Source organism: Sphingobacterium sp. UBA5639, assembly GCF_002421245.1.
In the GTDB taxonomy this organism is placed as follows: Bacteria; Bacteroidota; Bacteroidia; order Sphingobacteriales; family Sphingobacteriaceae; genus Sphingobacterium; species Sphingobacterium multivorum.
Genome location: NZ_DIJR01000019.1, coordinates 373862 through 387350, shown reverse-complemented (window position 1 = coordinate 387350; position 13489 = coordinate 373862). Strand labels below are relative to the sequence as shown.

Here is a 13489-nt window from a genome sequence, read left to right as displayed (position 1 = left end):
AAGATCAAGCAAGCGCCATCCTACCCTAGGAATATTTTCCAAAGATAGGATAAATTGACGCATTACTCACCCTCCATATCACAATAATCGCCAGATCCTGCTACGAGAGTTCGCTATTAAGTTTAGTTTAATTCCTACTTTTTATTTTTTACCATTAAATTCAGATAATTATATTTAACCACCACAAATATATAAAATCATTTAAATAACTCCAAATAAAACGTATCGTTTTATGGAGTGGTGTTTTACCTACAGCTTCCGTTCTTTTATAGAATGGAACATAAAAACAATAATAATATACTAGTTCTTGATGTTGAACAAAAACTAATTGGCCTGCGTTTCAAGCAAATAAGAAAAACCATGGGCTATTCTAGTCATGAGAACTTTGCTTATGATTACAATCTTGACAGAGCTCAATACGGAAAAATCGAAGCGGGATCGTCCAACATGACACTAAAGGTTTTCATTAAACATCTAAATGCCATTGGTTATTCCTTTCCAGAGTTTTTTAATGAAGATTATGACTCAATAAAATTAGATTCTTAAAAGCAAGGTGAAAATTTATAAAATCATGAATCTTCAATCGTAGTAAGTGTCGCTGGATTCTTATCCAGCACACGGCGTTGATCTGCAAGACGTTGATCTTGATAAAGTCCAGAAATTTACGAATAAAGTAAATGCGGCAGTTGGAAAATTTAAAGACGCTCAAGCTGATCGATTAGGAAAATCATGTTACCAGCGCGGCCCTTTTTTATTCGGGAAAGCTATATTGGCTATAATGTCCACGTAGGCCGGCTGAAAACACCATCTTTTATCATCGATGACCGAAATGTTTAATAATGCTCTTTTTAATGTTATTGAAGATGCAATGCGTTTTTGAAAAACTAAATGAAATCAACATGATACAATCCAAGATTATTCAGACCATCTGTATCAAACGAAAAAGCCATCCTCTAAAGAATGGCTCTATAATATTTTATAAGCAAAAAATCCTATTTCAGCTCCTCCACCTGTTCGACAGTCAGTCTTAAAGCTTTAGCAATATCTTCTACAGCTACAACAATTTTCTTAAATTCTAACGCTGATTTAAGCTTTTCAGCTAATTTCTCAGCTTCGGCTTTGGCACGCTCTTCCAATCGGCCTTTCTCCATACCCTCCTTTTCAGCATACGCAATTGTAGCATTATAGACACGTTTCTGTTCTAAGCTTGATATGTATGACATCTTCTCTTCCAGCGTTAAATTTGCCAGTTCTCCTATAGCAAAACTAAGCTAAATTTCAATACGAAAGAAATTTAGCGATCTCTCATCCGCTTTATACATATTATTAAGTCGGATGAAAATACGCGATAACATTCTTTTATCCAAATACTTAGATGATCCGTCCAGCTCATCCAGATGCTTCATCAGGTACATCCATTGATCTATGATTGTATCCAACCTGGACAGTGGCTTAATGAAATTGGGCAAGACAAACATCTTATAGCTCAGCTTGGGATAAAGAACTTCTTGGTCAAGTTCATCAAAGATCTTGGCACTGTAATAATATTTCGCCCTGTTCAATGGATCAAGCCGAAACCCCAGTACGGCAATAAAATATACCGGTGGCAGCTCATAATTATTTCCCGCAGTTGCTTTCTTGGTCAAGCGACTAATCGTTCGGGAGGTATAGCTTACCCCACGGTCAAAAATCACTTTCCGATCATACGGCAAATCGCCGTCTTCTTCAACATTGCTGTAACTGAGATCCTCGACCACATGCTCTCCCTCAAGCAGACTATTTAACAAATTGATTAAATTCTCTTTATTTTCCTCCCGTCCAAAATATAGCTTCCAGCCAAAATCAGAAAGCATACTAATGTATTTTGATGTTTTAGTAAAAAACACTCACAAATGAATCATATCCACAATATTTAGTAGAAATAACAGACTTATTGCAATCCCAAAAACATTATTCAATAATCGGTATAAAAAGCAACTACAATTTGTTAAATTTACATTACATTAATGTTATCAATTTGTTAATAATTGAATATCAAAGGATACTATATTGCGTTTTTAACCATTTTATTTTGGTTAACCTACAGTCCAAAACTCGTTAGGGCGCAGCATCATGATTTCGATTTTTATGATGGCAAAGTATCTATTGATATTCCATCGTCCTTTAATATTCCATTCAATGACAGCCTAACAATAGCTCACATACAAAAATTCTATCAAATAGCTGATCAAACTAATTACATACAGCTTATAAATAGCCTTCTCGAATACAAAGATGAACATCATCTAAATGATTGGGTATATTATCAGCTGATTCGCCGCACCGCACAACAGATTGCTCCCAAAACGGAAAATTACACCCGCTACACATTATATAAATGGTTTTTAATGTGTAAATCTGGTTATGATGCTCGTTTGGCTGTGGGTAGTAATCAGATCATATTTTTCATTCAGAACAAAGAAGATATCTCTGATATTCCCTTTTTTGAAATTGATGGCAAGAAATACACCTGTTTAAACTTCCATGACTATGGAAAGCTCTTTCAACGCGCAGACACCTATATTCCTGTTAAAATTAAAGTACCAGAAGCTATCGAAGATTTCAGTTACAAAATCACAAAATTACCTGATTTTGTACCCGCAAATTATAAGGAGAAGCAAATTGAGTTCAATTATGGACATAAAGCCTACCATTTTAATGTCAAGTTGAATGAAGATATCAGTGATCTTTTTAAAAACTATCCTGGCGTAGATTTTGAAACTTATTTCAATATTCCACTTAGCAAAGAGACTTATCAATCACTGATTCCTGCGCTCAAGGAAAATTTAAAAGGAAAAAATCAGCAGGAAGGTGTCGATTATTTAATGCGGTTCACCCGCTATGCATTCTTGTATGAAAATGACGAAGAGAATTTCGGGACCGAGAAACGTCTTTCTGCAGAACAAACGCTATTGAATAAATACAGTGACTGTGACGATCGTGTTGCCTTGTTTTTTTACCTGGTAAAGGAAATCTACAATCTACCGATGATCACCCTGCTCTATCCCACCCATGTAACGATGGCCGTCCAATTTGAACATCCTATCGGTGATGCTATTTTGTACAATGGAAAATATTATTCTGTCTGTGAGCCTACTCCTCAAGCGCAAACACTGGATATAGGTCAATTGTCTGAAGAGCTTAAAAATCAGTCTTATCAGATTGTATATCACTACGATCCGAGATGAGACAGCCCTTTTCAAAGGTCCCACGGAATTAATTAAAATATCAACAAGTTTACTCTGTTGGTATTCTAATTGATAATCGGAATTTTACATCGCTATCCTAAAATTTCAGTAGAATCAAAGCTTACGGTAGAAAATATATCATCAAGTAAGCTTTATATGTTCTAAAGTTTGCTTATAAAATCAAGTACATCTGTATATTTCCCATCTGTACGCTGCCCTGCAATTGTTACCGTATTTTTTTTACCTTCGGATTTTACTGTAATCACATAGTCTGCTCCATCTACACAACGTGCACACTCGTCAATTTTGGTGTTCATTAAATCATACGTTTCGACATATGACGATAACTTTCTAAAAGTGTCTTCACTGGTTTTGTAGCTTTTATCTTTTACAGTTTGAGGATTGCCAGTGGTTCCAGCGGGATACTTTACCTCTGTCTTATTTTGATCGACAGTAATATTTACAAATTCGCCCCAACCAGAAATTCCTTTTATTTCTACTTTAAGTCCAGAAGTTGAAGGATCATTGATATCATTCGATTTTTTACACCCAAAAAGGAGGAAAGCACCCATTAAAACCAAATAGATTGTTCGTTTCATAATTTAGAATTTATTTTATTTGACTATTTAACGAATTATTTAAAATATATGCTACATAAAAAATCCCGCCAAGGCGGGATTTTTCATCTATTTACTAAACTATAATTATTTTACTTTTCCAGGAGTGGTATATGCCAAGTTCTGTGGATCATAATGAGCCCAACCACTTGTCCAATCCGTCGTACCAAAAGCACCTTTATAAGCCACCTTCTCAAAGAAACTTCCCGACACCTTAGCATTGGTAAAACTTGCTCCACTAGCAGCAGCGGATCCAGATAACACTTGGAAATTTGGAGTGTTGCTTGTATTTGAAAAATCTGAACCAAAGTTATAAGGGGCTACGAACAGTTCAGATGCATATTTACCATTTTCGAAAACATTTTTAGCACGTATAAGTGTAGAGACAGCCGCAGCATTTGTAGCTGAGCTAACTTTTAAATCAGCGTCTTTAGAACCATATACCAAATTATTTTCAAAAACTGCATTTCCACTTAAGAAATTATTCGAAGTCGAATTTGCTGTGATTACCTTTGTATCATCAACATATAATCCAGCCAAAGGAAAGCCTGAAATAACGGAGTTTAAAATGCTGATAGAAGAGTTCCGACGCACTTGAGCACCATGTTGGAAGTTCGCATTAAAAGATCCTCCAGCCTTTTGAATTGGGCCTAGAATTGTCACGTTAGAAAATACAGCAGAAGTTTTTGGAGTTTGGTCGGTCCCTGTAGCGTTGTTATCAGATTCAAAACCATTAGAGCCTGATTGATCTGCAACAGTAGGTACACGTTGTGCTAATGCAAATTGAACATTACCAGAATACCCAAAATCTGTATCAAAATCATCATCCCAAGTACCTACAGCTAAAAGATGCTTCGCATTTACTGTTCCGCCAAACCATTCAAAGGCGTCATCGCCTGAGCGATAGATCTGAATATATTCCAATGTTGTACCATTTCCAACACCACCCATTGTCAATCCATTAATTTCATTATCTACAGAATACGCGATACCGCCATATTCGATACGGACATATTTCATTACACCAGAGTTATCTGCAGCATCAGAACCGCCATAATAAATATAATTTTTTTCATCCTTACCTGTCGGTGCAGCAAGACCACCTTCGATCTTAACATCGGTACCTTGGTTAACTGGCGCTTTACCTAAAAGGATTACTCCCCCCCAATCTCCCTGAGAACGAGCTCCCGCAGCTAAATTAGATGTAAATACAATAGGCTTATCAGCTGTACCTGTTGCATTAATTTTTGAACCTCGTGTAATTGTCAATGTTGCTTTTGAAGCTTTATCTCCTTTAATAATAGTTCCTGGTTCAATCGTTAAAGTGGCACCGTTACTGACATATACGAATCCTTTTAAAACATAGATTTTATTTGATGTCCAAGTTGTATTACTAGTTATCTCGCCTGAGATTTCTACGACATTCTCATTTCCAGGATTTGTTGGAGTTTCTGTTCCACCTCCATTATCCGTAATTGTTGTTTCTTTACAAGCTCCAGCCAATAATAATGCTGACAGGGATAAGAATAAGAATCTTTTTTTCATTTTTTAAGTTTTAAAAATCTTGATACAAAAAAATACTTTAGATATGTCCTTATATTTAAAGTAATATTAAGTTTATATTACTATTAAAATGTATAATTAAATGATACTGAATAATTTCCACCAGTCTTATAACGATATAGAATTTCCTTAGCTTTATTATCAAAATATACGTTTACAGGATTATTCAAAATATCACCCAAATTGACTTTTACCTCTGCTTTATTATTCATCAATTTGTAGCCGACTTGTGCATCTAATACATTACGAGGTGCTTCGTAAGCGCTCGCAAATGTGATTCCTCCTGCTTGCGCTATTCGCTTACCAATGCGGTTAAAAAGAACATTAACATTCAATTTATTACCCAATGCGCTATGTTGCAATCCTGCATTGATAGTATAAGGTGATTGTCCAACCATAGGTCGAGTTTTCTCTTTATAGTCCTGATCAGTCGGATTAGTCACCTTCGAATGCACATAAGAAAGATTTAAATATGCGGTTGTGTTAGAAAACAGTTGATTTTCACTGACAAAATCCAATTTCTTTCTTGCCTCTAACTCAGCTCCATATAAGGTTGCTTTCGGTGTATTGAAATAGGAAACATCAACTGTCGAATTTACATCATAGCGAGATGCTTCAATAGCATCTGTAAACTGTTTATAGAATGCAGAGACCGAAAAGATTTCGCCAGCTTTGGGATATATTTCAAATCTCAAATCCGCATTATTGATTGCGCTTCGTTTTAGTTTTGTATTCCCGGAAATAGTTCCGAATTGCTCGTAATCATAATAACTAAATGGTGCTAATTCTCGTAATTCAGGACGAGCAATTGTTCGATAATAGGAAGCCCTAAGATTTGTCTTACTATTTAAACTATAAGTCATATTAATTGACGGCAAAAAGTCTAGTTTTGTATCATCAACATCCTTTTTGTCTGTGTCAATTTGAACATTATAATTTTCAACACGCAAACCATAGACTATGCGAAACTTATCCATAAACTTTTGGTCCATCATCGCGTACCCAAATCCTGTCATTGATTTTGCAGTATAGAAGTCACCAGGCATTTGGATTTCATCATATTTAAAGTAGTTTTTATCGATCAAATCTGCAGCAAATATTTTATCTGGAGAAAGTTCACGTATTTGATCAGCTAATTTTGAATCCATCTTAATTACATCTAAGACAAGGCCAACAAAACGCGCATCAAAATCACGATGACGATAATTCGCTCCAGCACCAACTTTCAATGTACTTGGTGCAGATAAAAAATTTATTGGTCTAGCATAGTTTAACTCACCAGAGAAAACATTTTCATTAAGATCAGAAAACAAACGCGTATTCTCTTTACTAGGACTGGTAATATTAGCCAAATAAGGAACTGTAGAATCATTTTCTTTATCAATCGCTTTTGCATAATTGATTTTCATCTGATTCGGTTGATTGTTTTTAATGTTGCTATATGATGCTGTCCATTTAATTCTATCATTTAGATCCGAAAGTACATGATCGCCTTCCAAGGTTGACTTGAACAATGATTTTTGCAAAATATCAAAAGCATAGAATTTATTTACTGATGTCGTTCCAAGATGTGTTCCTGTCCGCTCAGTATACACGTTATCATAATTTCGATTATATAAATTTTTCCAGGAGATTTTATTCTTTCCAAAAGAATAACCGAAATTAGCCATTGCTCCCAAATTCGTTGTAAACTTATATTGATTGTCTTTGTAATCGTATTGATACCAGTTACGTTCAATATTTGACAAAATATTTTGGGAATTCCGATAATTAACAGAAAATAGCGCACCAAATTTATTGTTATTCTCATATTGCTTTACTCGACCCAAAGAAAATTGATAAGCTTGTGAAGGAAGGGCCTTCTTATTTTCAACTGAAAAATCATTCGACAATGATTTCATCGTTAAACGTTGCCACTTTTGCGACAGACCAGCAGCGAATGCTTCTCGCGAAGGATAGTTCTTAGCCAACTGACTTGATCCATCATCAAAACCTAAATAATTTTGAACGTTCTTTTTAGTTTGTAAAAAATCTTTAAATGTCGACGCAGTATTATAACCATATCCCAAGCCGAAAGAGACAAAATTTTGATCAGGAATATCTTTTGTTGTAATCTGTACAGCTCCCCCTGCAAAATCCGCTGGTAAATCTGGAGTAGCTGTTTTTGAGATCGTAATTTTATCAATAAGATTCGAAGGAATAATATCAAATGAAAATGCGCGACGATTGGCTTCTGTACTTGGTAATACCGAGCCATCCATCATAGCAACATTATAGCGGTCACTCAAACCGCGAATAATGACAAACTTATTATCTTGAATTGTCGTACCACTGACACGACGTAATGCTTCGGATGTATTTTTATCTGGCGATCTTCTGATCTGCTCACTTGAAATACCATCAGAAATCAATGCGCTATTTTTTTGTTGCGAATATAATGCACCGATAGATTCTTTCTTAAAAGATCCTGTAACCACAACTTGATCTAACACCTGTCCTTCTGAATTATCAAGAACGATATCTAAATTGGTCAAATCATTCGCTTTAATCTCAACCTCGGTAACTTGCTTTGTCGAGTAACCAATGTAAATATATTCTACAGTATATTTACCTGCCGGTAAAGCTGGAATACTGTACTTTCCGGATACATCAGAGCTTCCGCCCCTTGATGTTCCTAAAATACGCACAGTTACACCAGTGATTGTTTCACCAGTTTTACTATTCGTAATAGTCCCCATTAACTTCCCACTACTTTGTGCATAAACTGTTGTTGACGCAGCTACTGCTAGCGTTACGACTGCAGCGATTCTTCTAAGTTGTAATTGTGGTTCCAATTTATTTGTTTTTTGTTTCTGCAAAGCTATTAGCAGAATATTAGATTAACATTAACAACAAATTACCATTACATCAATCAGCTGTTAATTTAATGTTACCTATAGCCAGTTTTCCTCGATTTTCAGTAAAAAAGGCTGTTTATGGCCGATTTGCGTAGTATTTGGGCAGTCTCCAAAGAGATTATATTAAAGAAGTGTAATAAAATTATTAAGCCCTTAATTTATTAACACAATAGGTTATTTTTCTAATTTATACCTTAATGAATGCCATGTAACGGGTTTACATAGCGACCTGGTACTGCTAGTTGAAAGCGAACAATCATCTTCCATTGCAGCTGTTAACTCACCGCAGTAAATTGCTTTTTATATGCAATNNATTGCATATAAAAAGCAATTTATCTAAGTTTGAATATATTTTCAATTTCTGATCCGCATGAGCACTCCAATCGTATCGACAACAAAGTTATCATTTCAGTATCCCAATTCAAGGCTAATTGAATTTCCAGATATCTATATCGAGAAAGGCCAGCATACGCTGTTATTGGGGGATTCAGGTTCTGGAAAAACAACACTGCTGAATATTTTGGGGGGCTTGGCTCGGCCAGAAACAGGTCAGGTCAAGATCAATAGCCAAGATCTAGCATTGTTATCAAACAGCAAATTGGATGAGTTTCGTGCCCAATATATCGGGTTTATATTCCAAGAGGCACACCTGCTGAGAAATCTAACACTTTTGGAAAACATCAAGTTGGCGCAGTCTTTAGCAGGGAAAAAAATAGACATCAGTGCAATTCATCTTATACTTAAACAACTACAATTAGATGAAAAAAGTGCTGCCTATCCGAACGAATTGAGTCGCGGCCAGTTACAACGCGCCGCTATTGCACGTAGCGTCATCAATAAACCAGCCTTATTAATTGCTGACGAACCTACTGCCGCTTTGGACGATAATAATACCTACAGGGTATTAGAACTTCTCCTATCGATAGCTGACACTGCAGGATCAACTTTACTGATAACAACACACGACAAGAGAATAAAAGATCAGTTCTCCAAAATGTACCTTTTAAAATAATTGTTTTACTTTATTTACGCGTCACCTTTAGTTTTTAAAATTTGTTATGAACACGATACAATTGGTTTGGAAAAATTTAAGTAGGCAGTTTGGCTCGGTCTTTCTCAGCATGCTGTTAACGGCGTTTGGAATTTCCATCCTTGCCGTGCTTTCAATTACCGGAGAAACTTTTGAAAAGCAGCTTGACAATAACAGTAAAAATATTGATTTGGTCGTCGGAGCCAAGGGAAGCCCACTTCAGTTAATCTTGTCCAGTGTTTATCATATCGACAATCCAACCGGTAATATCCTACTAGGCGAACTGGAGCCACTACGCCAAAATCCACTTGTTCGGCTTGCTGTCCCCTTATCTTTAGGCGACAATTTTAAAGGTCACCGCATTGTTGGAACTGATTCATCTTTCTTAGCTATTTATGAAACCGCTGTAGCCGAGGGGCGTATTTGGCAAAATAATTTTGAAATAGTCATTGGTGATCAAGTTGCCAAAAAACAACAGCTAAAAATTGGCGATAAGATCCATAGTTCACATGGCCTGAGCAAAGATGGGCACCATCATGATGATCATCCTTTTACCGTTGTCGGTATTTTAAAACACAATAATAACGTTACCGACAACTTAATACTGACAAACTTGGAAAGTGTTTGGGATGTACATGGCATTGCACATCAGCATGAGCATCATGAAACAGCAGCAGAGAAAGAGCAGCGCGAACGTCAGGAAGACCGGGAAGAAACCGTCAACGCGCACTTACACCACCACGGCGAAGATATAGCAGAAAATTCATCTTCTCCCGTCGAAATGAATGAAAAAGGACATCACGAACAGGAAGACCATCCTGAACACACAGAGGAAGGTATGTTTGTGAAGTCCATAGGGGCCGATATGGTCAAGCAAAATGGACTGGAAATAACCGCCATCCTACTCAAATATCAATCTCCTGCGGCGATCGGAATTTTACCAAAATTGATCGATCAACAAACCGATATGCAGGCCGCATCCCCTGCGATGGAAAGTACACGTCTATTCTCTTTATTAGGTGTAGGGATAGATTCTTTATCTATACTAGCTTATGTAATTATGTTTATTGCAGGTTTAAGTGTCTTTATTAACCTATATAATGCATTAAAGCAACGTAAATACGATCTTGCCATCATGCGTACGCTCGGAGCCTCCAAAGGAAAACTCTTTGCTATTGTGCTCCTTGAAGGACTTACAATTACTATTATTGGTGGATTAATTGGACTTATAATGGCACATTTGGCACTCTACTATATCAGTAATCAAGCGAGTCAAAGCGCTGATTTTATTGAGGCCTTTAAACTCCATCCCAAAGAATTGGTATTTTTGTTTGCTGCTTGTATAATCGGTATCTTCGCAGCAATCATTCCAGCAATCAAAGCTTACAGGACAAGTATTTCTGGAACGCTATCAAGTAAATAAGTTTAACTAAGATCAATACACTACAAAAAAGATCGCAATAAGAAGAGCAGTTTGACCTATAGGTAGGATAACGTAAAATATAGAAGAACAGCTTCTTGATACAAAACAATAGCATAACACATGAAAAAAACGCTGACAGTATTACTATTTATAATATTTTGTACAATACAATCACAGGCTCAAATAGGCAGTAATCCGGATGTTCCTGACCATACGCCTATGATGAACAAAACATGGGAAGCGATTGATAAGATGGCTTATAAAGTAACCTATAATGGGGCAAAGAAAGTATATACTCCATTCTATCCAAAAGAACTTAAAGCCCTAGAAAATAAAATAGTTGAATTACCGGGCTACATGGTTCCTCTTCATAGTGGTCGTAACCATAAAAACTTTATGATGTCTGTATTACCCGTGATGCAGTGCCAATTCTGTGGATCGAATGGAATTCCACCCATGGTTGAAGTAACGTTAAAAGGTAGCGCGATAAAATTTTCCGAAGATCCAATTAAATTAAAAGGGAAAATGATATTTACCAAAGATCCACTTAAGGGAAATGCTGAGATCCAGATTGTAGATGCGGAACCTATAAAATAAACTAGCGTCCATTTGAACGACCAAATTGGCTTTGCAAATTATTCTTCAGAGCCAATTTGCCAAACCAACGCAGCGGCTTATTTTATCTATTCAGCAGCGAAACTTCCATACATGCGGCTAAAGCGGCCGTTTCGGTCCTTAAGCGCGCTTCTCCCAAAGAAATTGGATGAAATCCCATTTGTAGTGCCAAATCAATTTCCTCCTCAGAGAAATCTCCTTCTGGACCAATGAGGATAATATAATGTTGCGAAGGCTCCAAAACCTGGTTTAAATACGTTTTTTCAGCATCAACACAGTGTGCAATTGCTTTTTGAACGCCTTCTGTTGGAATATCTCTCAAAAATTGTTTAAACGATACAGCTGGATTAAGTTTGGGAAGATAGGCTTTCAATGATTGTTTCATGGCTGCAACAACCACCTTGTTCAGACGATCTAATTTTACCTCTTTTCGCTCAGAATGCTCACAGATAACTGGAGTTATTTCCTGAATGCCAACCTCAGTTGCCTTCTCTAAAAACCATTCTATACGATCAATATTCTTCGTTGGAGCAACAGCGATATGTAGATGATACCTCGGCTGCTGAAAGTATTCCTTGACATTTAAAATAGTAAGAACGGTACGTTTGGGATGAGGGTCAATAATTTGAGCTTCGTATAAACCACCACGACCATCGATGAGATGTAAATGATCGCCGGTATTCATACGAAGCACGCGAATTGCATGTTTACTTTCTTCCTCACTAAGGATAAAATTTTCTAACGAAGGATTTAAATCCGGTGTAAAAAATAACTGCATTTATTAGCGTTATTAGGTTATTCTTCTGTATCATCATCGGCCGATTCGACCAATTCCAATTTGACAAACTCAATATTCTGTTGGGCTTTCCGGATAATAGTGAATACGTAGCCATATTCTTCTTTCCGCTCACCTACTTCGGGAATTTTATCAAAAATCTCACTCACCAAACCCGACATGGTATCGTAATCTTGACTCTCTGGCAATTCTATAGGGAGAAACTCATTCACATCATGAATACTAGCTCCAGCATCGACCATATATTCCGTTTCAGAAATTCGTTCAACAACTGGAGTTTCCTCATCATATTCGTCCTGAATCTCACCGACCAGCTCCTCAACAATATCCTCCAGGGTAACCATACCTGCTGTCCCACCAAATTCATCCAGTACAATCGCCAACTGTAGACGCTTTTGCTGAAATTCAGCCATGAGATCATTAATCTTCTTCGTTTCAGGAATGAAATAGGGCTTGCGCATGATATTTTTCATGACAACTTCCTTTCCTTTAGCTAAGAGGGGAAGAATATCCTTTGTATGTACAATACCAACGATTTGATCAATGTTATCTTCATAAATTGGGAGACGGGAATACCCCTCTTCAGTCATTGTTTCAATCAGCTCAGAGGCATCAGCGCTAACTTCAACAGCGACAATTTTGGTACGGGGTACCATAATATTCTTAACGATACGTTCGTTAAAATCAAATACATTTTTAATCAATTCGTGCTCGGAAATATCCAAAGCACCAGACTCTTTACCTTTATCCAACAGGTACTGTAACTCCTCAGAAGAGTGCGCAGATTCACCTTTAGTGACTTCAAATCCCAAAATTTTCAGTAGAAAATTAGCGAAACCATTTAAAATCCAAATAAATGGTCTAAAGATAAAGTAGAAAAATTGCAGTGGAACCGCAATTTTCATGGTTGTTGCAACAGGTTTTTGAATCGCAATTGATTTAGGAGCGAGCTCTCCAAATACAATGTGTAACACAGTAATAATTGTAAAAGCCAATATATGTCCTGCATTCGTCGCGATTGTACCTGTCAATTCAACACCGAAAAAACCAAGAAACCCCTGCACAATTTGGGTCATTACAGCCTCTCCTACCCAGCCTAAGGCGAGTGAAGAAAGTGTAATACCCAATTGTGTAGCGGCCAAATAACCATCCAAATGCTCCGTTATACTTTTGGCTATTGTAGCAACTTTGCTACCTGTTTTTGCCTGAACTTCAATTTGGGAGACTCGGACCTTGACAATAGCAAACTCTGCCGCGACAAAAAAGCCGTTAGCCAATACTAAAAACAATGTCCAAAATATATCGAGCGCCATGCTTGGGG

12 protein-coding genes are annotated in these 13489 nt (G+C 36.8%); 5 read left to right on the top strand and 7 right to left on the bottom strand.

Features of this window, described 5'->3' with window-relative positions; all coding sequences use genetic code 11:
* Nucleotides 1-273: 273 nt before the first annotated feature.
* The gene (locus tag B4Z90_RS12640; RefSeq protein ID WP_070567287.1) at nucleotides 274-546 is read left to right on the top strand and encodes a helix-turn-helix transcriptional regulator; all 273 of its coding nucleotides are present in this window, start codon (nucleotides 274-276) and stop codon (nucleotides 544-546) included.
* A 446-nt stretch (nucleotides 547-992) separates the two neighbouring features.
* On the opposite strand, the gene B4Z90_RS12635 is transcribed toward B4Z90_RS12640, so the two are convergent.
* Entirely contained in the window at nucleotides 993-1223 is a 231-nt protein-coding gene (locus B4Z90_RS12635; RefSeq protein ID WP_070567291.1) for a hypothetical protein, read from the bottom strand.
* A 48-nt stretch (nucleotides 1224-1271) separates the two neighbouring features.
* A complete protein-coding gene (locus B4Z90_RS12630) occupies nucleotides 1272-1853 on the bottom strand; it encodes a PD-(D/E)XK nuclease family transposase (protein WP_115047619.1) in 582 nt (193 codons plus the stop codon).
* A 174-nt stretch (nucleotides 1854-2027) separates the two neighbouring features.
* Between B4Z90_RS12630 and B4Z90_RS12625 the strand changes: the two genes are divergently transcribed.
* Nucleotides 2028-3227 (top strand): hypothetical protein, encoded by a 1200-nt coding sequence (locus B4Z90_RS12625; RefSeq protein ID WP_236560145.1) that lies wholly within the window; start codon nucleotides 2028-2030, stop codon nucleotides 3225-3227.
* A 161-nt stretch (nucleotides 3228-3388) separates the two neighbouring features.
* Here the strand turns inward: B4Z90_RS12625 and B4Z90_RS12620 are convergent, their stop codons facing one another.
* The 3 genes from B4Z90_RS12620 to B4Z90_RS12610 all read right to left on the bottom strand — a co-directional run bounded on the left by B4Z90_RS12620 (nucleotide 3389) and on the right by B4Z90_RS12610 (nucleotide 8241).
* Entirely contained in the window at nucleotides 3389-3826 is a 438-nt protein-coding gene (locus tag B4Z90_RS12620; RefSeq protein WP_115047617.1) for a hypothetical protein, read from the bottom strand.
* 105 nt (nucleotides 3827-3931) lie between these two features.
* Nucleotides 3932-5389 (bottom strand): hypothetical protein, encoded by a 1458-nt coding sequence (locus tag B4Z90_RS12615; RefSeq protein ID WP_070567296.1) that lies wholly within the window; start codon nucleotides 5387-5389, stop codon nucleotides 3932-3934.
* Between the two features lie 83 nt (nucleotides 5390-5472).
* Entirely contained in the window at nucleotides 5473-8241 is a 2769-nt protein-coding gene (locus B4Z90_RS12610) for a TonB-dependent receptor (RefSeq protein ID WP_236560144.1), read from the bottom strand.
* A 433-nt stretch (nucleotides 8242-8674) separates the two neighbouring features.
* Here B4Z90_RS12610 and B4Z90_RS12605 point away from each other — a divergent pair, with 433 nt between their 5' ends.
* From B4Z90_RS12605 to B4Z90_RS12595, 3 genes are all read left to right on the top strand, one after another.
* Nucleotides 8675-9316, top strand: a complete 642-nt coding sequence (locus B4Z90_RS12605; RefSeq protein WP_115047615.1) for an ABC transporter ATP-binding protein — start codon at nucleotides 8675-8677, stop codon at nucleotides 9314-9316.
* Between the two features lie 46 nt (nucleotides 9317-9362).
* A complete protein-coding gene (locus B4Z90_RS12600; RefSeq protein ID WP_115047613.1) occupies nucleotides 9363-10757 on the top strand; it encodes an ABC transporter permease in 1395 nt (464 codons plus the stop codon).
* A gap of 120 nt (nucleotides 10758-10877) precedes the next feature.
* Entirely contained in the window at nucleotides 10878-11354 is a 477-nt protein-coding gene (locus B4Z90_RS12595) for a hypothetical protein (RefSeq protein WP_115047611.1), read from the top strand.
* An 82-nt stretch (nucleotides 11355-11436) separates the two neighbouring features.
* On the opposite strand, the gene B4Z90_RS12590 is transcribed toward B4Z90_RS12595, so the two are convergent.
* Entirely contained in the window at nucleotides 11437-12150 is a 714-nt protein-coding gene (locus B4Z90_RS12590; RefSeq protein ID WP_286802407.1) for a 16S rRNA (uracil(1498)-N(3))-methyltransferase, read from the bottom strand.
* Between the two features lie 17 nt (nucleotides 12151-12167).
* Nucleotides 12168-13481 carry a hemolysin family protein gene (locus B4Z90_RS12585; RefSeq protein WP_115047607.1) on the bottom strand — a complete coding sequence of 438 codons (1314 nt, stop codon included), beginning with the start codon at nucleotides 13479-13481 and terminating at the stop codon, nucleotides 12168-12170.
* Nucleotides 13482-13489: the final 8 nt, after the last annotated feature.